This window comes from Deltaproteobacteria bacterium, assembly GCA_016933965.1.
Lineage (GTDB): Bacteria > Desulfobacterota > Syntrophia > Syntrophales > UBA2210 > JAFGTS01.
Genome location: JAFGTS010000055.1, coordinates 67,068 through 88,867, shown reverse-complemented (window position 1 = coordinate 88,867; position 21,800 = coordinate 67,068). Strand labels below are relative to the sequence as shown.

At 53.3% G+C, this 21,800-nt stretch carries 18 protein-coding genes; 8 read left to right on the top strand and 10 right to left on the bottom strand.

The window, feature by feature from the left end; translation table 11 throughout:
- Positions 1 to 230 (top strand): hypothetical protein (locus JXO48_12990; GenBank protein MBN2284796.1); only part of this gene is annotated, 230 nt, incomplete at its 5' end.
- Here the strand turns inward: JXO48_12990 and JXO48_12985 are convergent.
- From JXO48_12985 to JXO48_12975, 3 genes are all read right to left on the bottom strand, one after another.
- Positions 171 to 1,553 carry a sigma-54-dependent Fis family transcriptional regulator gene (locus JXO48_12985; GenBank protein MBN2284795.1) on the bottom strand — a complete coding sequence of 461 codons (1,383 nt, stop codon included), beginning with the start codon at positions 1,551 to 1,553 and terminating at the stop codon, positions 171 to 173. The two genes, JXO48_12990 and JXO48_12985, sit on opposite strands and share 60 nt — an antisense overlap.
- A gap of 18 nt (positions 1,554 to 1,571) precedes the next feature.
- Complete coding sequence (locus tag JXO48_12980; protein MBN2284794.1) at positions 1,572 to 4,655, bottom strand: PAS domain S-box protein; 3,084 nt, start codon at positions 4,653 to 4,655, stop codon at positions 1,572 to 1,574.
- Between the two features lie 61 nt (positions 4,656 to 4,716).
- On the bottom strand, positions 4,717 to 4,884 hold the full coding sequence (locus tag JXO48_12975; GenBank protein MBN2284793.1) for a hypothetical protein: 168 nt from the start codon (positions 4,882 to 4,884) through the stop codon (positions 4,717 to 4,719).
- A 452-nt stretch (positions 4,885 to 5,336) separates the two neighbouring features.
- On the opposite strand from JXO48_12975, the gene JXO48_12970 reads away from it, so the two are divergent.
- The gene (locus tag JXO48_12970) at positions 5,337 to 6,326 is read left to right on the top strand and encodes an MBL fold metallo-hydrolase (protein ID MBN2284792.1); all 990 of its coding nucleotides are present in this window, start codon (positions 5,337 to 5,339) and stop codon (positions 6,324 to 6,326) included.
- A gap of 20 nt (positions 6,327 to 6,346) precedes the next feature.
- Here JXO48_12970 and JXO48_12965 read toward each other — a convergent pair whose 3' ends face one another.
- Positions 6,347 to 7,801, bottom strand: coding sequence for a flavocytochrome c (locus tag JXO48_12965; GenBank protein ID MBN2284791.1), 1,455 nt, complete (start codon positions 7,799 to 7,801; stop codon positions 6,347 to 6,349).
- 574 nt (positions 7,802 to 8,375) lie between these two features.
- Between JXO48_12965 and atpE the strand changes: the two genes are divergently transcribed.
- Both atpE and JXO48_12955 read left to right on the top strand, forming a co-directional pair.
- Positions 8,376 to 8,750: an ATP synthase F0 subunit C gene (atpE, locus tag JXO48_12960; GenBank protein ID MBN2284790.1), complete on the top strand. Its 375-nt coding sequence runs from the start codon at positions 8,376 to 8,378 to the stop codon at positions 8,748 to 8,750.
- A 55-nt stretch (positions 8,751 to 8,805) separates the two neighbouring features.
- Complete coding sequence (locus tag JXO48_12955) at positions 8,806 to 10,110, top strand: cache domain-containing protein (GenBank protein ID MBN2284789.1); 1,305 nt, start codon at positions 8,806 to 8,808, stop codon at positions 10,108 to 10,110.
- Positions 10,111 to 10,316: 206 nt separating this feature from the next.
- Here JXO48_12955 and JXO48_12950 read toward each other — a convergent pair whose 3' ends face one another.
- On the bottom strand, positions 10,317 to 10,457 hold the full coding sequence (locus JXO48_12950) for a hypothetical protein (protein MBN2284788.1): 141 nt from the start codon (positions 10,455 to 10,457) through the stop codon (positions 10,317 to 10,319).
- Positions 10,458 to 10,472: 15 nt separating this feature from the next.
- Entirely contained in the window at positions 10,473 to 11,975 is a 1,503-nt protein-coding gene (locus JXO48_12945; GenBank protein MBN2284787.1) for an NAD(P)/FAD-dependent oxidoreductase, read from the bottom strand.
- A gap of 306 nt (positions 11,976 to 12,281) precedes the next feature.
- Between JXO48_12945 and JXO48_12940 the strand changes: the two genes are divergently transcribed.
- Entirely contained in the window at positions 12,282 to 12,956 is a 675-nt protein-coding gene (locus JXO48_12940) for a TetR/AcrR family transcriptional regulator (protein ID MBN2284786.1), read from the top strand.
- Positions 12,957 to 12,963: 7 nt separating this feature from the next.
- Positions 12,964 to 14,049, top strand: a complete 1,086-nt coding sequence (locus JXO48_12935) for a 4Fe-4S binding protein (GenBank protein MBN2284785.1) — start codon at positions 12,964 to 12,966, stop codon at positions 14,047 to 14,049.
- A gap of 42 nt (positions 14,050 to 14,091) precedes the next feature.
- Here the strand turns inward: JXO48_12935 and JXO48_12930 are convergent, their stop codons facing one another.
- Together JXO48_12930 and JXO48_12925 are read right to left on the bottom strand one after the other, a co-directional pair.
- Positions 14,092 to 14,919, bottom strand: a complete 828-nt coding sequence (locus tag JXO48_12930; GenBank protein ID MBN2284784.1) for a 4Fe-4S dicluster domain-containing protein — start codon at positions 14,917 to 14,919, stop codon at positions 14,092 to 14,094.
- A 51-nt stretch (positions 14,920 to 14,970) separates the two neighbouring features.
- A complete protein-coding gene (locus JXO48_12925) occupies positions 14,971 to 15,882 on the bottom strand; it encodes a DUF1571 domain-containing protein (GenBank protein MBN2284783.1) in 912 nt (303 codons plus the stop codon).
- Positions 15,883 to 16,183: 301 nt separating this feature from the next.
- Here JXO48_12925 and JXO48_12920 point away from each other — a divergent pair, with 301 nt between their 5' ends.
- A complete protein-coding gene (locus tag JXO48_12920; GenBank protein MBN2284782.1) occupies positions 16,184 to 17,230 on the top strand; it encodes a TPM domain-containing protein in 1,047 nt (348 codons plus the stop codon).
- Between the two features lie 28 nt (positions 17,231 to 17,258).
- Here the strand turns inward: JXO48_12920 and JXO48_12915 are convergent, their stop codons facing one another.
- Positions 17,259 to 17,657, bottom strand: a complete 399-nt coding sequence (locus JXO48_12915) for a hypothetical protein (GenBank protein ID MBN2284781.1) — start codon at positions 17,655 to 17,657, stop codon at positions 17,259 to 17,261.
- A gap of 91 nt (positions 17,658 to 17,748) precedes the next feature.
- Positions 17,749 to 20,433: a DNA polymerase I gene (gene polA, locus JXO48_12910; protein ID MBN2284780.1), complete on the bottom strand. Its 2,685-nt coding sequence runs from the start codon at positions 20,431 to 20,433 to the stop codon at positions 17,749 to 17,751.
- A gap of 382 nt (positions 20,434 to 20,815) precedes the next feature.
- On the opposite strand from polA, the gene JXO48_12905 reads away from it, so the two are divergent.
- Positions 20,816 to 21,721 carry a 4Fe-4S binding protein gene (locus JXO48_12905; GenBank protein ID MBN2284779.1) on the top strand — a complete coding sequence of 302 codons (906 nt, stop codon included), beginning with the start codon at positions 20,816 to 20,818 and terminating at the stop codon, positions 21,719 to 21,721.
- Positions 21,722 to 21,800 lie beyond the last annotated feature (79 nt).

The following is a 21,800-nucleotide window of genomic DNA, read 5'->3' as shown; positions in this document are numbered from 1 at the left end:
GCGAAGCGGAGGATAAGCGATCTCAGCTGTTTGAGCCGGAGGCGAGTTTTGAGATCGCCCGGAGCAAGCCGCAAAGATGTATCAAAAACGTTTCGGGCCCAGCGAAAAAGGGATTCGTCACTGAAAAATATATGAAAAAGCTGGATTCCGGAATGGCACCAGGAATATTTTTAATCACGCTCGAAAACGATCCCGTATTTTTCCAGTTTCCGTTCAAAGGTGGGCCGTGAAATGCCGAGCATCTCGCAGATCTCCCCCTTGTTCTTGTCGGTTTCCTTGATAACCTTTCGAATGTGACGCTCTTCGACTTCGTCAAGGGTCAGGTAACGGCCCTCTCTGTCGCGGGCATCGTCCCCGGAAAGGGCCTCACCACTCTCCCCGGAATCAGGATCGGGCATCAACTCGGGGAAGTCCGCCCTGGTGAGAATGTGTCCCCTGGCTATGACGGAAGCCCGGACCAGCAGGTTCTCAAGCTCGCGGATATTTCCGGGCCACGGGTAGCGATTGAATGTTTCCATCATTTCATCGGAAACACCGGCGATCTTTTTATGAAGCTCCCGGTTTATCTTGGCAAGCAGATAGTTTATCAGAGGCACCAGGTCCTCCCGCCGCTCCCTCAAGGGCGGTATTCTGATCGAAACGATGTTCAAACGGTAGTAAAGGTCATCCCGGAATTTCCCATCCTTTACCAGGGAAAGAAGGTCCTTGTTCGTGGCTGTGATGATCCGGGCGTTGACCTTCACGCGGTCCTTGCCGCCGACACGCTCAAATTCCATCTCCTGAAGGACTCTCAGCAGCTTCGCCTGGAGATTGACCGACATTTCACTGATCTCGTCAAGAAAGACCGTACCATGCCTGGCCAGTTCGAACTTTCCCAGTTTCCGGCTGATCGCTCCCGTGAAAGAACCCTTTTCGTGACCGAACAGTTCCGATTCAAGAAGGGTCTCCACGATGGCCGAGCAATTGACCGCGATATAAGGTTCACTGCGGGCCGTATTGTTATGAATGACCTTCGCGATCAGTTCCTTTCCGGTGCCGCTTTCCCCCTGGATGAGAACGGTCGTCTTGCTCTGAGAAACGACGCCGACGGTCTTGAATATCTCCCGCATCTTCGGTCCGGTACCGATAATGTCACCTACTTTGAAATCCCGGGACGGGTCAACAAGAAGACCGTCGATCTTCTTTTCCATGTCGAGGCTGTTCAGCGCCTTCTTGATGGCGATATCAAGCTCATCCACATCAATGGGTTTGTGAATGTAATCAAAGGCCCCTCCCTTCATGGCCTTGATGGTGGACTCCATATCGTGGTGCGCCGTGATCATGATCACCTTCACATTTTCATCCTCTTCCTTCAGGTCTTCCAGGACGGTGTAACCGTCTATATCGGGCAACCTGATATCGAGAACAACCACATCCGGTCCGGTCTCGACAAAACGGTTCAGACCGTCCGTGCCGGTTGCGGCGGTGGTTACGTCGTACCCCTCTTCCGTCAGGTAGAGTTCGAGCGTTTCACAGATCGAACTGTCATCATCAATAACGAGAATTTTTGACATGGCTCCTGTCCTCACCAATTACGATGGCCCTTGTGCGTCATCGGAATTGTTAGCGGAGGCCCCACCGCTCCCCTCAATCGGAAGCGTGATTATGAATCTGGTGCCCTCCCCTTTCTTGCTCAGGATTTCCGTCGTCCCCTGATGCTGATCAATAATTTTACTGACCTGGGAAAGTCCCAGCCCGGTCCCGTATTTTTTCTTCGTAAAGAAGGGGTTGAACAGGTGCGGCAGATCGGCCTCGTCGATACCGCACCCGTTATCTTCTATTTCGATCTTCAGCCTGTTTCTGTTCTTACCGCTCATTTTGGCCGATATGAGAAGTTTTCCGTTTTCCTCCATGGCGTCAACAGCGTTGTGGTACAGGTTGATGAGCGCCTGTTCCATCATTGCCGGATCAACGTTCATGAGAGGAATCCCGTCATCGTATCGCTGGTGCAGTTTGATCCTTTTATCCGTCAGGGCCTTTTCCACCATCGCGAGAGCATGCTCCATGATCCCCCTGACATCGGACAACTCTTTCCTGGGTTCCGCGGGCCTGGCGAAAACGAGCACATCATTGACCAGTTTTTCCAGGTGCTCAACTTCCCTCTGAGCGATCCGGAACCGCTTCATGTCGTTGCCCTGCGGATTCATACGTTTTTCGAGGATCTGAAGGCTCATCTTGATCGATGAGAGGGGATTCCTTACTTCATGGGCAATGCCGGCGGATAGCTGTCCCACCGCCGCCAGTTTCTGGCTTTCATAATACTTCTTTTCAAGATCTTTCAGCTCTGTGATATCTCGCTGAACGAGAACATACCGGTCCGTTCCCTTTACGGGGCGGGGTGAAATGAGCAGGTCCCGCCGCGTCCCGTCGCGGGCCGTCACTTCAAGCTCATAGGGTTTGAATATTCCATTCTTGGCATCGTTCCATTTTGTTATGACGTAATCCCGGTGCTGGGGATCGACGAATTCCGTAAAATGCATCCCCTTGATCTCTTTCGATATCCCTCCGTCGCGCTTAATGTCTCTGCTCACAAAGTTGATAATCCCCTCACCGCTCAGGTCGAAAATCTTGTCGGGCAGGCTGTCGATGATGGATTGGAGATAATTATAGAGCTCTTCGATCTCCTTCCTGAGCTTTATGTTCTCCTTGAGCTCCTTCTGGAGGTTGTCCGCATACTCGCGAAGATGCTCCGACATTTCCTTTTCCCGGGAAATATCCTGCAATGTTTCAACGGCGGCGGTAATGTTCCCCTTGTCATCGTATATGGGCGCCGCCAGAAAATAGAGATGCCGGTCCCTGCCTCCCAGGTTGGCAAAGAAGTCCCGTGCCTCGTAGGCCCCCCGGACCACCTCTGATTTCCGTACTTTCTTGGAACCGTAATACTGATCCAGTCCGGCGACGTTCCCGTCGATGATGAAATCGGCGATGACCGGTCTCTTTTCGCGGTAAAAAGGAAGGTAATGTTTGCCGGTGCCGATCATCTGCGCGGCGTCATACCCTGTCAGTTCGGCACAGGCCTTGTTCCAGAAGATAATGGTATGGTGCTTGTCGATGACAAAGGTCGGGATCGGCGATCCCTCGACGATTCCTTCCACGGTCTTCTTCTCTCTTTCAATACTGTCGGCAAACTCGCGAAGGTTCCGGGCCATCTCCTCTTCATATGAGATATCCTGAATACTCTCGATCGCCGCCGTCACCTCTCCCTTCTCATCATAGATCGGGGCGGCGAGGAAATAGAGATACCGGTCCTTTCCATTGAGATTTTCAAAATAATCCTTTGCCTCGTAAGCACCTTCAACAATATCGGATTGTACGATCTTCTTCGCACCGTAGTACTTCTGCAGCACTTCGTGGTCATAATCGACGATAATATCGGCGATAAGCGGCCTTTTCTCACGGTAAAAGGGAATATAGTGCCGGTCCGTCCCGATCATGTCCCGGGCGCTCGATCCGGTCAGTTCGGCGCAGGCCCTGTTCCACAGTATGACCCGATGTTCCTTGTCGATAACAAAGGTGGGGACCGGGGACCCTTCAATGATCCCTTCCACGGTCTTCTTCTCTCTCAGGAGCTTGCCCTGCCACTCCTCCCGTTCCTGAAGACGCTTCAATTCCTCGTGAAGACGGAGCCGCCTGGCGCCGGCCCGCGCGATGGTGGTCCCGGTTATGATCACGACGACAATGAGCCCGGCTGCGCCGAGCATGATATTGATGAACGCCTTCCTCACGATGGCTATGACTGCCTTATAGGGGGTGACCATGACAAAAGACCACTGCAGGGAACCTATGCGCATCGGTGCATAGGCGACGATGCTGCGTCGTATATCCCCCATGCCCTTGCTCACAACGTACCCGCCGTATCCCAATCCGGTTCCCCCCGCGATTTCCTCGAAAACAGGCTCCCTGAGAGTTGAAATATTTTCGACGTTCTTGCCGACCAACACCGGGTTTGAATGAAAAATGATCGTTCCCGCCCCGTCGACGATCCAGAAATCGTACACGCCCTTTTCCGCCGCCGGTGCCACGTACCGCTTGACTATCGTTTTCAGTGAAAGCGCGGCCAGCGTTGCCCCGACGAATTCTCCGTTTCGGTCCACGGAGGGAACGGCGATCGCCGTCATCGGGACGGATCCCCACTCGGGAAGCATGCCCGCTGCGCCCGACAGCGAGAACTCACCAACATAAAATTCCCGGGATTCACGGATGTTTGCAAAGAATGGATGGCCGCTGAAGTTTTCAAATGCTGCGACATCGATGAAAGCAGGAGGATACCCGCAGGAAATATCGCCGTTCCCGTCGAGCCGAACGATGAATTCGACCTTCCCATCCAGGTCATCATAGGCGGTCTGAATGCTCCGGATCGTTTCCTCGCATTCGATCTGTTCCACCGTCGGCAATTTGGAAAGGATCACGATGATCCGTTCGATGCCGGCTACCATGTCCTCTATGCCGGCGGCCGCCCCGGCCGCAATGGTCGCCTGCTGACGGCTGAACTGTTCGATGATCGCTTTTTCCCTGGCATGATTGACGGTAAGGGCCAGAAGGATGATAAGCAGGATGATAACCGATGTGGTTATCCAGATTGAAATTCCCTTTTTGCTTTTAAAATACCGATTCATTCTCTGATCCGGCTTGATTCTCTCTTGACTGAAACGGCTCGTATTCCCGCGGAATGCACCGTCATTCCTCATTGTCGCGTTTTTTCTTTTCCTCATACTCCTTGAAGGCGATAAGGAAATAAACGCCGACGGCCGCGCCAAGGGAGATGATCAGTGTAATCAACCCACTCTCTATATTCAGCACCCACTTGCAGATGAGCCACATGACGAGGTACGTCGCAACTGTCAATATCTCCTGCATTCTGAACCCTCTCGCGTGATGTGATCTTTCGATCAGGGACAAAAATCAATCCGGAATGTCATAAGCGACGAATACTACAGACCTTATTAATAATTCAATAAAAATGTAAAAAATCATTGGAAAACCACGACCCGCACCGCACAAAGCAGTGTTCAAAGGCCTCCCCAAAACGGATCGTGCCGTATTCCCATTTGAAAGATGGCCGTCATGGAACGGTCTGTCAACAAGGTGCGGGCAGTTACAACCGGACAAAAGGAAATCATTGACCAAATTACTTTGAGGGGATATCCTTGATTACCTATACCTGCAGATGTGCCATTGATTAATCTTATCTTGCGCTCCCGGAGAACGCTCGGTTTCAGAAATTAATTTTGACGACTTCGTACGTGGTCATTAATTTTGGCGAGTGAGGCCGACTTAATTTTATGGGAGGTTCGTGAATGCCATATCGTATATCACCTGCATGGTGGCCGTTTCTGGCCATCACTTCTCCGGTCACACTTCCCCTGTTGCTTGTCAGGAACCGGCGATTTCAGAAGGGACGTGAAGAAGTCGCGGGGCTGAACAGACAACGAATAGACCGGGCCGAGCCACTTGAGCTGCCTGAACTTGATTTTCTCGAGCTGACAGTTCTGGTGGAGTGGAAAAGGGAACAAGGGTTTTTAGGAGATGCCGGCGTTTCCTACCTCTTTAAGAACAATCTGGGTTCGATGCTCTTCGATATCGGCTTCGGCCCTGATCGGCCGGCCTTTGTTCATAACGCCGAAAAGCTCGGTTTTCATCTTGACCAGGTCGATGCCCTGACGATCTCACATCTCCACTGTGATCACATGGGAGGTATTTCCGCTCAGCGTTCCTTGAAAGTAACGGTACCGGAAAAACTGCTTCCGACGCGGCACATACCCTGTTTCCTTCCCGATATGGCCACGGCTGAGGGATTCGACGCCCGGCTCATCGAAAGACCGCAACTCCTTGCCGCTGGTATTGCGTCCACCGGCCCCCTGGCCAGGAGGCTTTTCATGCTCGGTCACACGGAGGAACAGGCGCTGGTGGCACGTGTCAAGGGAAAGGGTCTGATTGTCTTTACCGGCTGCGGTCATCCGACCATAGAGGTTATTCTGGAAATGGTCTCCCGTCTGTCCGATGAACCGCTCCATGCGGTCGGCGGAGGGCTCCATTTCCCTGTTACTGAGGGGAGAGGCAACCGTGCCGGCATCAAGATCCAGATGCTCTTCGGTACGGGCAAACCCCCGTGGCAGCGGATCACCGATGAGGATCTGAGCCGCACCATTGCCGCCATCAATGACGCCGGCCCTGAGGAAGTGTATCTTTCAGGACATGACACCTGTGACCACGCTCTTGACCGCATGATAAAAGAACTTACTGCTGCAACAATAGTGCTCAAGGCGGGGGCGACCTATCGTTTGTAACCCGCATTCCGGGGCTTACGTCAGGCACTCTCGGCAGCGGCGTTCCTTCCGGCAATGCGCCCGAAGACAAAGCAGTCCGTAATGGCACAACTGCCGAGACGGCAGGCACCATGGATGCCTCCCGTGACCTCGCCGGCCGCGTATACTCCCCTCACCGGGTTTTGATCCAGATCTATGACCTGACCTCTGACATCGATCCGGACACCGCCCATCGTATGATGCACCTTGGGCCATAATCGCATCCCATAATAGGGAGGATGCGTTATTGTTGCCGCATCCGGCAGAATTTGTTTGCCGAACGTTTCATCCTGCCCTTTCACGACGAAACCGTTGTATTCTTCGATCGCAGGTTTCAATCCACTGTGAGGAAGACCATAGAACGAGGCAAGTTCCCGCAATCCATCGAATTCTTTCACCACGCCCTTCTTCAGACACCGGTCTATACTCCAGCCTGACCGTTCGACCGCCTGTGCGTCGGCGATACCGATGCAGGGCCGGCCGATATTGAGTATCGCATCAGACAGGGTTTTGCGGTCCGCCAGTTCATTCACGAACCGGCGACCCGTACCAGGGTCTATCACTATTCCGTAAAGGAATACGATGTAATCCGAAAAGCCGGGTCCGACACCGAATCCCTTTTCATCGGGAGAGGCCCATGGGCCGAGCTGTATCTGTGAAAGATGAACGGGCATGGCCCCTATCTTCATGGCCTCTTTCAAACCTTCGGCGGTGGCGAAGGGTTTGTTCGTCGTATCTATCTCCGCGGACAGGCGGGGGTCCTGGGCGACGCGGAATGCAACATCACTGCCGAAACCACCCGTGGCGAGAACAACCGCCTTTCGTGCCTGGATATACCGGTCGGACCCGCTGTCCGCATCCCTGTGATCATATCCGTCGCGAACGAGAACGCCGCACACCCGGCCTTCGGAATTTCGGATAAACTTACGCAGGTGCATTTGCGTCCGTATCTCCATTCCAAGCTGCTTCATTGTCGCAAGCTGCCGCTTTATGATCGTCAGGCCGGTCACGTTTCGCGCCGTATAACAGCGGGGAACGGAATGCCCCCCGAACCGATCCACCCGGTCAAGATATTCCACTCCCAGATAATCGATAGACCACTGAAAGACCTCATTCGAGCGCTCTGCAACCTCGCGGACCAGCTCCGGATAGTTCAGGCCCAGACCGGCCTTGAGCATATCAGAGCACATAAGCTCGGGTGAATCCTTGATGCCTGCTTTTTCCTGCATCCGCGTACCCGCCGCGGCAATGCCGCCGTCGCTGATGATGGAGTTTCCCCCGGGGGCCTTCATCTTTTCCAATATGAGGACGGAGGCACCGGCGTTACACGCCTCGATCGCCGCAGTGAGCCCGGCGAATCCACTGCCTATTATTACCACATCAGCGATCTCATCCCATTTCGGGACCTGTGACTCGAAGATCCCGCCTTCCTTTGCCGCCGCGTTTCTTGTGAGCATCTTCGCTTCTCCTGACCGAACATGTACTATGTGTACCACAGGTTTCTTCGAATCACTGCTTTTTTTATACGCACAAGCAGGTTCTTTTAACGCATCGCGTCAAAACAAGTGAACCCCGCATTTCTTTAATCTTGGAATTTGTAAAGACGCTGGTTTTATGAGATAGTGATCTGCGGTTCTGAAAATCTGACGGAAATGTTTCTGTATATCAAACGGTTCGTATGTCGCATCCGCACGGTGGCTCCTCCATGCTCTCATGAATCTCATTATGGTATTGACAGTGGAAAAGGGAATCGCGTATAAGGCGATTCAACTTTTCGTTCAACGGGAAAGCGCCCGTTTTGAATGAAACGTTAAATACAGAATGACCGGCATTCATTTTCCGGTGCGTGACAATACTGAAAATAGGGTAACCATTATAAGGCATTATGCGCTGGAAGGAATGACCGTCGGATTTATGGCATACCTGTTGCAGTCACTACACGCGGTTTGTTGAGAGTGTTTTCTCAAGACACTGAGGCGCTGACCGCGCCGTGTGAAAGAAACTATTCTTTATGGATGAAAGGAGAGAAACATGTTCAGGAAATCAGTAAAGTGGGTATTAGCCTTACTAACGTCTACGGCGGCATTGTTTGTATCCACATCGAGCGTCTTCGCCGCTGAGGCTCTTCCTGCTGAAGGAACCTATATCAAGGTTATCTTTGCTGTCGGTGCGATGATCGGTGCGGGTCTGGCAATCGGCCTGGGTGCGATCGGTGCCGGCGCCGGTATCGGTAACGCCGCAAGCGGTGCCTGTAGCGCAGTGGGAAGAAATCCCGGAGTTCAGGGAAAGATCATGATGACCATGCTGGTCGGTATGGCCATGGCCGAATCGATCGCCATTTACGCCCTTGTTGTTTCGCTTGTCCTTCTCTACGCAAACCCCTATTCGAGTTTCCTTTTCGGTTAAGAGACGAAATATCGAAGATAAACGTATAACACACTAACGTTAGGGGGAGAAGGAAATGGCAGAAACGAAACAAGGTAAGCAGTTATTGACGGTTGCGAGAGTATTCTTCCTGCTTATCGTCATCCCCTTATTATTGATGTCATTTCTCATCGCCAACGGCATTTTTCAATTAGGGGACGTATCCAAGAAGGGGGCAATTTCCGTTCTTGATGAGAAATCCCAGCAAGAAATGCTGATACGGGCCACGACGGTTGCTGAAAATGTCGCGAACTTCCTGCAGGAAAGCGAGCGGAACGTTTTGATCGCCACGATCCTGCCGCAGACACCGGAAGCATACAAGGAGTTCGTCGAAAACAACAAACAGGCCCTCTGGATGAAACAGGATGGACAGATCGTCAAGATACTCGAGCCCCTGTATACGGAAATGGCGCTGATTGATGAAGCGGGGAATGAAGTCATTAAGATTGCAGGTGGGGAAATCTCACCGAAAAGCGAACTGGTGAACGTCAGCGATCCGGCAAACACGACTTTCAAGACGGAAGAGTATTTCCAGAAAACCAAAGCCCTCAACAAGGGTGATGTTTACATATCGCCGGTTACCGGCTTGTATGTCAACAGGTCCGAGTTCGAGAGCGGCAAACGGTTTGAAGGTATTGTTCGTTTTGCGACACCGCTTTTCGATAAGCAGGGATTTACAGGTATGATCACCCTTGCTCTCGATGTACGGCATCTGGCTGCCATGACCGATACCATTATACCGACACAGACCGGCCATGTACTGGAAGCCGATGCTTCAACGGGAAACTACGCCTATATGGTGGACAACCGGGGATATGTTATCTCCCATCCCAACGATTACCACATCGCGGGACTCCGCGAGGACGGAACCCCTGTTCCGCCTTTCACGGGTGATACAGCCGCGGAACTGTCCAAGAAAGGCGAAGAGGTCCTGAATCTCAATCTGCTCGGTGATATTGATGCCGCATTGCCCCAGGTGGCGCAGGACGCTGCTGCCGGCAATTCGGGTGTCAAGGTTTACAAGTTCGCTGGACACACAAAAGTTGTGGCCTACGCACCGGTACCCTATTATTCCGTGCAGTATCCAACCCCGGCGGGGTTCGGCTGGGTAGCCCTGGGTGTCGATGTTGACAAGTACAACGAGCAGGCCAGGATCGCCTCCGACAAGATCGAGAAAGAGGCGAACGCCTGGATGGCAACAATCGTTCTGATCCTTGTCATCGCCATGATACTGCTCTTCATCATCGCTTCGCTCCTGGCACGGGGAGTCAATCGTTCCATTGAAGCGGAGGTCCCGCCGGAGTCTCTGGAAGCGGGAAAATATTACGACGATGAAGATTAAGAGGACCATCGTTGGTCGCAGGTAAAACGAAAGGCCGGAAGATGTTCTTCCGGCCTTTTTCTTTCTGTTATGTGTTATGGGGTCAGGTCTTGCAATATAACAAAAAACACCATTTTAACCATTCAGGTGATGGTGTGAAGTTACCCATAGGACACCAAATCTTATATTGCAAGACCTGACCCCTTTTCCTCTTTTTCCTTTTCGGTTCACACGAAATACCGGGGGATCAGATAGGGAATCTGGCGTGCCAGTTCCTTCAGAAAACGCCGTTTCGACGGGCTCATTGTCCGGACGGCGAGGTATCCGATCGCCGCCAGGACCAGCACAACAAATAGAAATACCTTCATGGCCCTCCTCCTTTTTCACTCGTATTTCCGGATCAGATCCGCCGCGATCATACCCGAGGCGATCGTTGTGGGGACGCCGCCGCCCGGGTGCGTGGACGCACCCACCAGGTAAAGCCCTTTGATACTCTTGGATCTGGCTGCGGGACGGAACGTGACACCGCAGGTCAGGTCCTGACGGAGCGCGTAAATGGCCCCCTCAGGGGAAAGCAGTCGGCGCTCGAAATCTACCGGCGTTGACAGTTCCGCCACCTGCACATGATCGGCCAGACCGGGAATGTACCGTTCCGACATATAGGTGATCAGTTGTTCCGTGAGCGCCGGTTTATACGCATCCCAGCTTGAACCTTTGAGACGGTAGGGTGCCGGCTCCAGAGTGAGCACGATGACATGATGTCCGTCCTTATCGGCCAGGCCCGGATCGGAATGGGACGGCCAGCTGATGATGCCGAAGTGTTCTTCAGGATACCGGTCCTGTTTGTAGGTGTTCCACCAGAAATCATTCAATTCCTCAACGGGGCGTGTTACGAGGGTATGGTGCCCGTCAAGCGGTGGTGTATAGTCCACCCCCAGGTACATCATAGGCGTGGCCATGGAGTATTCATAGCTCTTGATGCCAACCCGTGCCAGCCAGGGCAGATGCTCCTCCCCTATCATTTCAAGATAGAGAAGCTTTGAATTGATATCCGACACCACCACATCGGCGGTGATCTCCGTACCGTCATCAAGCTCGACACCCATGGCACGGCGGTCCCGCACAATGACCCGTTTCACCCGCTGCTTCAGCATCATCTCCATCCCGGCTTTTTCACCGCATCGTCTCAGGGCATTGGGAATCCCTATCATGCCACCCTTGCTGTAAAAGATACCGGCGTGCTCGGACCAGGGGACCATTGCGATATATCCCGGGCAGGTATCCGGCGGCAGGCCGCCGTAAAAGCTCTGAAATGCGACCGACTCCCTGATCCGGGGATCCTTGAAGAACCGTTCGATCACGTCCTGGTAACTGCTGATGAACAGACTACCATACTTGAGTAACCGCGGGGTCTTTCGAAACAGCTCGATCACGTCGCCGGTGGTGTTCGCCGGAGCCGTGAAAAACCCGTCCAGTGCCGCATCCAGGAATCCCTGCATGTATTCCGCATATTCGTGCCATCCTTTTACATCGCCCGGTGAGACCTTGCCGATATTTTTCGCCGACTCTTCACTGGAAATGGGATACCGGATCTTTGTTCCATCCTTGAGAATGACATCATAGACGGGGTCGCAGCTTACCAGGTCGACTTCCTGATAAAGAGTGGTCCCGAGCCGTTCGAAACACCAGTTGATCACTTCGGGGTCCTCGATGAGAGACGCGCCCAGATCAAACCGGTACCCGCCCTTTTCAAAGGTCGAGCAGCATCCGCCGACGATTCCGCTCTGTTCAATGACAAGCGTTTTACGTCCCTGGTGTGCCAACTGAGCGGCCACGCTCATGCCGCCACACCCGGCACCGATAACAACCACGTCATAATCAGCCATCCAGGGGGCCTCCTTTCGTCATGTCCCGCGCCTTACCCTTTGTATCGAAATTCCATCAACATCACCGAAGTATTACAGTACTTAACATTGATTTTATTCATGTAAATTACATTTGACTATGGTCACACATAGCGATAAACTTCATTGCTGTCAACTGAAATATTGAACACGGCGACAGCCTTCGAATGGTACGAATGAAATGACTTCTCAAAAACGGAGTGGTCTGTTATGATGCCGTCACCATGGCACATCAAAATGACCGGCCTTCCCGCTTTGAAAACAAGGGACGAATGGAGCTCGCAGAAAATGGAAATCGAAGACCGTAAGACATGGGAACGCCGGCAGCGGCAGGACCGAATAATCGATATAGCTGAAAAACTCTTTCTATCGCAGGGCGTGGAGCAGACCACGATGGAACGGATCGCCCGGGCGGCCGGCTACACAAAGCAGACTCTCTATCTCTATTTCAAGAACAAGGAAGACCTGATCGCCGCCGTGGTCCTGCGAAAGCTGAACATGATATACAATGCCGTTGACAAGGCTCTCATCACGGATAACATCGGACTCGAGTGCCTTCGCTCGCTGGCAACGGCCTATTACCAGTTCTTTCAGGAAAATGCCGCGTACATTGAACTCATCGTAAAATTCTTCACGCGGAATTACGCATACGGCAGGACGATGGATCCGGAAACGGACGGTTTCTTCATGGCCGAGTGCCAGAAAGTGAACGACGCCACGATCGATATCTTCCTCTCCACGATCAAGCAGGGCATTACCGATGGCTCCATTAAAACCTCCCACAAACCACAGCACCTCATGATCCTTCTCTGGGCTCAGATGCTCGGTGTCCTGCAGACCGTTTCAATGCGCAATGTGTTTTTTGAGGAAACCTATCAGATGAGCGCCGAGGAATTTTTTGCCTATTTCATGGAGAACATAGAGATATCCCTGACACACACCCTGGAGTATAGGGCCAGGTGATGCGATCATGAGCGATGAGATCTACCTGAACGTTGCAAAGGTACTCGATACCCTTCCCAACGGATTCCCGGCAACGGAAAGCGGTGTTGAGATCAAACTGCTGAAGAAGGTCTTTACTCCGGAGCAGGCGGCCCTCTTCTGTGACATGAGGTTGACCTTCGAAACGGCGGAGGATGTGGCGCGGCGGACCGGACGGCCGCTCGAGGGTCTCGAGGAGCTGCTCATATCCATGGGGGAAGCCGGCCAGCTCTTTGCTCTGCAGTTCGGGGAAACCCGCTATTTCAAAATGATGCCCTGGATATTCGGGATATACGAATTCCAGCTCGGCCGCATTGATCGGGAATTCGCCGAACTGATGGAGGAATACGCACCGACCTTCGCCCGGCAGTTCTTCGAACATACCCCCCAGTTGATGCAGGTCCTGCCCGTTGAGGAAGAAATATTCCTGCAGCACCAGGCGTTGCCCTATGAAAAAGTATCGACCCTGATCGAGCAGGGCCAGTCGTTCCTGGTGAATGAATGCATCTGCAAGAAGGAACAGGGGCTTCTGGGTAATCCCTGCAGTCGTCCTCTCGAAGTGTGTCTCGCCATCGCGCCCGTCCCCGGCATCTTCGACGACAGCCCCCTGGGCCGCGTTATCACGAGGGACGAAGCATATGAACTTCTGAGACAATGCGAGGAAGCGGGGCTGGTCCATCTTACCGGCAATATCCAGAACGGTCAGATATTCATCTGCAACTGCTGCGGTTGCTGTTGCGGCGTGCTGCGGTCCATAATGGAACTCGGCATTCCGGCGTCATCCGTCGTCAATTCGCATTACTGCGCGCAGATCGATGCCGACCGGTGCAGCGGTTGCGGTATTTGTGCCGATGAACGGTGCCAGGTCAAAGCGATCGAAGAAGTGAACGGTGAATACCGGGTCATCCCGGAACGCTGCATCGGCTGCGGACTGTGCATCAGTACCTGCCCGACGGAAGCGATCCGGTTCGTCAGGAAAGAGCCGGATAAGCTGACGCCCCCGCCGGTGACGGAAGAGGAATGGTTCGAGGAACGGGGTCGCCGGCGCGGCGTCGATTTTACCGGCTACAAGTAAGCGGAATGGTGACAAACCGACGGTTACCGGCAGCGGATACGGTCAGCGGTAATCGATGAGCCCCTCGATCCGGCCCCATACTTCGGCAGCGGCTTCCTGTACGTCACTCACGGACGCCGTCACCGCTTTTTCGGGACACACCGTGATACATCGGCCGCACCCTTTGCACAGAGACGCATCGTGCGTTACCATCCCCTGCTGATCAAGCGCTCGCGCATCCATGAAGCATTCATCTATACAGATGCCGCACCCGGTACACATGCCGGGGTCCGTCAGGATCTCCAATCCCTTGAGCCTGATGAGCCCGTCCTGAGAAACGGCCGGAAGATATTTTACGGAATTCAGAATGATGCAGCAGCAGCGGCAGCAGAAGCAGATAGTGAGGAGCCGGCCGCGGTCCCGAACGCCCCATATGATATTATCCGCCCGGAACCGTCCCACAAAGGGTATCAAACCGTTGTCAATGCATGTTCTCATGTGCGCCAGCGCCTCCTCGACGCTGACATGCCTGCTGACCCCTTCATCGATCTCGTGTGCGCCTTCACCGAGCAGGAGGCAGCCGAGTTCCACGGAATGATTCTCACAGCGGTTGCCATCCCGGCAGGTACAGCGCCTGATGATCGCCCGGTGCGAGGAGTTTCGGATGACCTCTTCGAGCACGATCTCCGGAACAAAGGAATGGCCATCTCCTGAAACATCCCGGTTGATCGGCAAATAGGTAATGTTGAAATTTTTCCCACTGAGAAGGGGAACGCTGAAATATGCGGCGAGCTTGCCAGCCCGGGTGGTCTGCGTTTCTCTGAGGAGCTTTCGAATAAGGGGATAGAACGTCGCCTGAAGCGTCATCCACCATCCGGGTCGTATGGACATGGTGTTCCCTCCTCAACGGTATGTGTCCTGGTACTTTTCCGTACAGCCCGTTCAGAAATCGTATTCCTCGTTGTCCGGATCGAAATCCACGTCGCCGAGACCAGTATTGATGCACAGCCGGGAATAATAATATGATTCATAGAGGCGGTTTTCCCAATCGTAGATATCGATCCTGAGAGGAATTCCCCACTGGATATCGATATAGATAACGTATCTCCGGCAGTAATGAAAGGGAACAAAGACCTCCTGTCCTTCCCTGATGTCACCGGAATCATCGATGCCGTCATTGGATAGAAGAATGACACGCATGTCCCGACCGGTCATGGCCGCGATGTCCCAGAGAGTATCACCCTTCCCGGCAATGACGACGAAGCCCTCCCGTTTTTCAGGAAATTGCACCTTACAGACATGTGCTTCCCGCTCTTCAAGCCCTACCGTACCGCCATAGGTAACGGTTACGTCCCCTCGCTCAAGCCCCCTCTTCAGTCCTTCCACAACCTGCTCAGTCAACGAACCGATACCGACATCGCTCACAGGATGATGATTATCCTTCATCGCCATCGAGCCGAGGGGATCGAGGGAGACATTCACAAGGCCAAGGAATCCTCCTTCATGAACAAGCAGCTTGTCGTCATTCACCCCTTTTCGAAAGAGCAGCTCACGGCCCTTGTGAGGGGCCTCGGTCCACTTCATGTACACATCGAAGGGCCGGCGGAATTTCATGAAGGTGGTTTCGCGGGCGAAGGTCCCTCCCATGTCTTCCCGTTTCAGGAGAAGGGTCGTGTAGTCCTGCACCGGCTCAAAATGCCGGGGCATTTTCAGGATAAGGTTCACCGGGTCCGGAGGAATCTCTCCTTTTCCGGCGGCCTCGGTGTCCGCGGGCATGCTCCACAGAATGAATGCCGCCAAAAGGCCGATCAGGAGGATCGGCACACCGGTTTTTCTCGCACCTGTCATATCCACGGGCGGTCCCTTCAAGCCATCGGTAATGCCGGTATTGATAACACAGTTTTCCGGAACCTTATAGAAAAAACAGACGGATCATGATTCGAGCAACACCAGGTATATCCCTTTGAAATTTTTTAACGCCACCGGTATAATCCCGAGACAACGAGATCGCATGGCGGCCGCATGTGAAGGGATCAGCGCCTGCAGTGAAAGATGAGGGGGACATCCGGGAGGCCGAAGAACGGATCCATGCTGTCAGAGTAAGGGCTCACTGTATATACAAGTAAAAAGAACGAACAAAACAAGGTGAACGTCAATGATGCCGCGAATACGGATTTTCATAGTCTTTCTGCTGGGATGCTCGCTTCTCTGTTGGGGATGCACGAGGGGCAACAGCGAAGGGGATTTTATCGATGACCGGGCGGGCCTCCTCACGGCAGGTGAGAAAATCCGTATTGCCCGCATGAGCGAAAAACTTCTTGAAGACCTGGATATTCACATCAAGACCGTCATTCTCAAGGAAAGCCCGGCCGACATCGGCACAACGGCGGTTGACATCTTCGATCGTTCCGAACTGGGGAAAAAGACGCGGGGGGCACGGGGTGTCCTTTTCCTGATCGATCCCCCGGGGCGTCAGGTCCGCCTGGAAATCGGCTACGATCTGGAAGGGATCTTCCCCGACGGGTTCGTCGGGTATATCGAACGCCGGCAGATGACCCCATTTTTCGAGTCGGGAACAGTGGGCAACGGCATCGAGGCCGCCGCTGAGCTTCTGGTGGAAAAAGCTTACGGCACCATCGATAATGAGTATGACCGGACAGGCACCGGAGAAACAGCGGAAACGGTCCATTATTCCGGCGGGGCAGGCGCGGAGGCGACCGTTAAGATCGGGAAGGGGGCCCCGGAAAAGGAACGCTCAGTGCTCGCCACGGAGTTCGGCGCCCGGCCCTCCCCCCTTGAGACGCTCGGGCAGTACCAGAAACTGCTGCGCCTTCATATCAAAGACCCCGACCTTGCGCTCTATACGCCTGAGAGCCGGCGGTTCTTCAAGGGGTGGACCGTCACGGACGCACAACAGGACAATGAATCAAGAAAACTGGAAACAGGCCTTGGCGTAGCTCGGGTTATCGTGACGGACGACCGGGCGGTCATCCGCTTCCCTCTTTCGGACCGTGGAAGAAATCCTTACTTCCTTACCCGGGGGCACGAAGGCTGGATGCTTGATTTCGCCGGCATGAACAGGGCTATCGGGTTCAATCACCTGAACCAGTGGTTCTTCCGAGATCAAAGCCACCCGTACATGTTTGCTTTCAAGGATGTATATTTCGACAAGAATGGGTTTCCCCACGAGAAGGGGCAATGAACGTATATGTGGGCCAATTGCTGACCCCTCACTTGTATTTTATCTTGCTGTCACTACTGTCCTTGGGTTTTTCCTTGATTTTAATGACGCCCCGGCGGTGAAGCTCGTCAAAGGTCTGCCTGTCCCGGACAGAGGTGGTTATGGCCACCTTTTCATGAACAAAGCCCTCTATCAGCAGAAGGAAAAAAATGCTCAGAAGATAATAGAAAATCCAGGGATATTTTTCATAGTAGACAAGTGCGATGACAACACCGATGATGATAAAGGGGTGAGTATAAAGGTAAGCCATGAAATGGAATAATTTTACGAGGGGGTTTTTCGTGACCTTGGCGTAGGTGGCCAGTGAATACCCCTTGTTGACACCGATTGAAACCTCCCCCCGTTTCAGTTTTTCCATGACGATGTCATACAGTGTTTTGGCAGCCATGGTTCTCAACTCCCCATAATTGATTTACTCTATAGCGACTCGCAATAAATTCCAAGAAAAAAATTTCACCGCTCACTCATCCGGTTCATCATCAATGCGCTTCATCCCAGTTCTTCCCGGAATAGATGCTGACCAGAAGAGGAACGTTAAGGGTAATAACGCCTTCCATTTCTACTTTTACAAGGTCCGTGAGGACTTTCTTCTCTTCGAGGGGCATTTCGAAAACGAGCTCGTCATGGACCTGCATGATCATTGATGATGTGAGGCCTTCCCGCCGCATCCTGTTCCAGATGTTCACCATGGCGACCTTTATGATATCGGCGGCGGTGCCCTGGATCGGCGTATTGATGGCGGTCCGTTCCGCGAACTGGCGGACCGTGGCGTTCCTGCCGTTTATTTCGGGGATGTATCGACGCCTCCCGAAAAGCGTTGTGACAAATCCATCCCTGCGGGCCTTCTCCAGCACCTCATCAATATATCTCCGTACCTCCCGAAAACGGTTGAAATACTCATCAATATATGTCTTCGCAAGGGCCTGACTTATGCCCAGCTCTTTCGCCAGGCCGAACGGGCTCATTCCATAGATGATGCCGAAATTGATGACCTTCGCCTGTCGACGCATGTCGCTGTTCACCAGTTCCGGAAAGACGCCGAATATCCTGGACGCCGTCCGTGTATGAATATCCTCCCCCGACTCAAAGACCTGTATCAATTCGCCGTCCTTCGAGAGATGTGCCAGTATTCGCAGTTCTATCTGCGAATAATCGGCCGACAATATTTCATAACCCTCGGGAACGATAAAGGCCTGTCGTATGCGTTTTCCCTCCATGGTCCGGATCGGGATGTTCTGAAGGTTCGGATCACTGCTCGACAGCCGGCCCGTGGCGGTGACAGTCTGGTTATAGGATGTATGAATTCGTCCCGTCCTCGGATTCACCATGGTGGGCAGGGCGTCGACATAGGTTGACCGGAGTTTCGCGAAACTCCTGTAGGAAAGGATCTCCGCCGGCAGCTCATAGGACTGTGCAAGAAAGGTGAGGACATCGACATCCGTTGAATACCCCTCTTTCGTCTTCCTGCCCTTCGGCAGCTTCAGCTTGTCAAAGAGGATCACCTGCAGCTGCTTGGGAGAATTGATGTTGAACTCTTCCCCGGCAAGTTCATATATTTTTTTCTCCGAAAGGGCCATGAGCTGTCCGAGCTGTTCGGACATCTCTTGAAGAAGCTTCACGTCTATGAGAACCCCCTTTTCTTCCATCGAGGCAAGAACGGGGATCAACGGCATTTCGACCCCGGAGAAGAGGTCCTCGAATCCACCCTCCCGGATCTGCGACATCAGCACACCGGAAAGCTGCTCGATGGATCCGGCCCGTTCACAGGCAAAGGACGCGGCCTTTTCAATTGGAACGGTAGTAAAGGAAACGGCTTTTGACGCGCTACCCGTCAGGTCCTTGAGGGGCGTCAATTCGCGATCGAGGTAATCACGGCAGACGCCCTCGAGGGAAAAATCCCTCTTGGATGGATTGAGCACGTAGGCGGCAACCATCAGGTCACGGGCGGGACCACGCAGGGATATTCCTTTTTTCCACAGCGATATGAGAACACTCTTGAGGTCGTATCCTTCCTTCCGGATCCCTTCGTTCTCAAAAACCGGTTTCAGACCCGCCAGTATCGTATCGATGGAAAGATGGTCCCCTTTATCCCCCGTCCCATACCCGCCCGGTATGTATACGGCACTTCCCGGCTCCGTACAGAAGGACATGCCGGCAATATCACCTTCGATCGCGTCCTGCGGGGAAAGCTGAACGTATAATGAAAAACCCTTCACCGCGCTCAACTGTTTCAGGAATTCACGAAATTCCGCAGTTTTCAGGATCACGCGGCTCGATATACCTTCCGCGGTCGCTTCGCCGCCGTCCAGGTTCTTCAGGAAGGACATGAATTCAAATTCCTTGAAGAGTTTCCGCAGTGTTTCCCGGTCCGGCTCTCCCCGGTACAGCTCCTTCTCGTCCCGTTCTATATGGGCATCGGTGCGGATCGTGACGAGCTCGCGACTCATCCGTGCCTGCTTGGCATAGGTTTCCAGATTTTCCCTGAGCTTGGCTTTCTTGATGGAACCGGTGTGTTCAAGCACGCCTTCAAGGGACCCGTAAGTCTCGATCAGCGCCAGGGCCGTCTTTTCCCCGACACCGGGAACACCGGGAACATTGTCGGAGGTATCCCCGGCCAGCCCGAGAATATCGATAACCTTGTCGGGCCCCACACCGAACCGCTCGTTGACCGCCGCAACATCATAGGTTTTATCCTTCATGGTATCGACCATCAGAACATCATCGGACACGAGTTGCATCATATCCTTGTCACCGGATATGATGACGACCTTGTATCCTTTTTCACGGTATGTTCTGGAAAGGGCCCCGATAATGTCGTCCGCTTCAAGCCCCTCTTCCTCGATGACGGGCAGGGAAAAGGCCTGAATGATCTCCTTGACGCGTGGCACCTGCATACTGAGCTCATCGGGCATGGCTTTCCTGTTCGCCTTGTAGTCTTCGTACATTTCATGCCGGAAGGTGGGCCCCCGGGAGTCGAACACGACGGCAAGGTACTCCGGATCGTAATCACGGAGAAGTTTCATGAGCATGTTCGTGAACACAAAGAGCGCGTTCGTGGGAAACCCCTTTGAATTGGAAAGTTCACGGATGGCATAGAAGGCCCGGTAGAGATAATTGCTGCCGTCAATCAGATAGAGCGTTGATTTCTTCCCGTTGTCTGTCATTCGATCACCCGACGTTGCGTGGTTAAGAGTATGTTTTTAAATAGATTGTTTATGCTGGTGTAAACAGTAGCATAATACTGTATCATTGGACCATGTCAACCGGTAATTCCAGCCGGTAATTCCAGCCATGCCGCGAGCGAATTCCGGATTTCACACCAATACTCCGTCAACATCGAATGGAAAGAGTCATTATCCCCGATCCCTGCCCCCTGTGAACTTTTTACATTAATAGTTTGAATCCACTATGAATTATATCTTTTTTTCATTATAATCCATGGTGCTGAGCCTTGAAGGCATCACGGAAAAGAAACGTGACGCGGCCGATACCGTACGCACCATCGAGCAGGTACGGACCGTTTGAAAACACGTCAGGGGGTGGAATATGGGAACGGATTTTTCACAGTTCGTGAAAATCATCCTGTCCGGGGGACACCTCTTTTCCGAACACGCCGGCCTTTCCGGAACGAACCTGCGAAGGGTGGGGCCGGTCCAGTATGCCCTGCACTGGCTTTACGGCGTCTCGGAACCGACGATACTCCGCATTGTGGACTTCATTTTACGGCAGAGGTTGCTGACGGAAACGCGGGTCGGACGATGTGTCCTCTACCTCATCGCCGTCGCGAGCAGGTATTTCCCTCACGGCATAGTTGTGACGACAGCGGCGGCGGGTCGCATGGTCGACTTCGTTCTCCAGATGGAGGGTCCCCGGGGAGCCCGTCTCGCCGTGGGTCCCTGCGTATGCCAGCGGGCATTGAACAGATGGGAAGAACCCGTCAAGAAGGACATGGTCATCCTTTATGGTGCCGACATTTACTACAACCTGAACATCGGCTACGAACTCATATCGGCGGAGGAAGGGAAAAAGCTCCTGAAAGAATGCGAAGACGCCGGATTGGTCCATGTCATCGACTTCTGCATGCGTTCCGGGAAGTGGGCCTTTGTCATCTGCAACTGTGAAAACCGGATCTGTGCTCCGACCAGGGTATATCTGTACACCGGGCAGATACTCTTCCCCGGACCGGAGATCGTCGCCCACAACAGACAGCTTTGTCTCGGTCCCGAGAAGTGCGGCCGCTGCATCAAACGCTGCATTTTCGGCGTGAACTTTGAAAACGACGGCCGGGTGGACGTAAACTACGCGAAGTGCATGGGGTGCGGGCTTTGTGTCACCACCTGCCCGGCGGGGGCACGTATGATGATCGAACGGGGAGATTACAGGCACGACCATCAAATACCGTCCGATATTCTCCTGGGTGTCAGGAAACCTCCGGCATCCCGCTCGAAGTGATAACGAAACTCCGCAGGCACCTTGGAGGAGCGAATCTTCCGGATCGGGCCCGAGGGGTGGATCCGGCAGGCCGGGGATG

Excerpts from the sequence above, each read along its gene's own strand:
- JXO48_12985 (MBN2284795.1), bottom strand. The coding sequence starts at position 1,553 with ATGTCAAAAATTCTCGTTATTGATGATGACAGTTCGATCTGTGAAACG.
- JXO48_12980 (MBN2284794.1), bottom strand. The coding sequence starts at position 4,655 with ATGAATCGGTATTTTAAAAGCAAAAAGGGAATTTCAATCTGGATAACC.
- JXO48_12970 (MBN2284792.1), top strand. The coding sequence starts at position 5,337 with ATGCCATATCGTATATCACCTGCATGGTGGCCGTTTCTGGCCATCACT.
- JXO48_12965 (MBN2284791.1), bottom strand. The coding sequence starts at position 7,801 with ATGCTCACAAGAAACGCGGCGGCAAAGGAAGGCGGGATCTTCGAGTCA.
- atpE (MBN2284790.1), top strand. The coding sequence starts at position 8,376 with ATGTTCAGGAAATCAGTAAAGTGGGTATTAGCCTTACTAACGTCTACG.
- JXO48_12955 (MBN2284789.1), top strand. The coding sequence starts at position 8,806 with ATGGCAGAAACGAAACAAGGTAAGCAGTTATTGACGGTTGCGAGAGTA.
- JXO48_12950 (MBN2284788.1), bottom strand. The coding sequence starts at position 10,457 with ATGAAGGTATTTCTATTTGTTGTGCTGGTCCTGGCGGCGATCGGATAC.
- JXO48_12945 (MBN2284787.1), bottom strand. The coding sequence starts at position 11,975 with ATGGCTGATTATGACGTGGTTGTTATCGGTGCCGGGTGTGGCGGCATG.
- JXO48_12940 (MBN2284786.1), top strand. The coding sequence starts at position 12,282 with ATGGAAATCGAAGACCGTAAGACATGGGAACGCCGGCAGCGGCAGGAC.
- JXO48_12935 (MBN2284785.1), top strand. The coding sequence starts at position 12,964 with ATGAGCGATGAGATCTACCTGAACGTTGCAAAGGTACTCGATACCCTT.
- JXO48_12930 (MBN2284784.1), bottom strand. The coding sequence starts at position 14,919 with ATGTCCATACGACCCGGATGGTGGATGACGCTTCAGGCGACGTTCTAT.
- JXO48_12920 (MBN2284782.1), top strand. The coding sequence starts at position 16,184 with ATGATGCCGCGAATACGGATTTTCATAGTCTTTCTGCTGGGATGCTCG.
- JXO48_12915 (MBN2284781.1), bottom strand. The coding sequence starts at position 17,657 with ATGGCTGCCAAAACACTGTATGACATCGTCATGGAAAAACTGAAACGG.
- polA (MBN2284780.1), bottom strand. The coding sequence starts at position 20,433 with ATGACAGACAACGGGAAGAAATCAACGCTCTATCTGATTGACGGCAGC.
- JXO48_12905 (MBN2284779.1), top strand. The coding sequence starts at position 20,816 with ATGGGAACGGATTTTTCACAGTTCGTGAAAATCATCCTGTCCGGGGGA.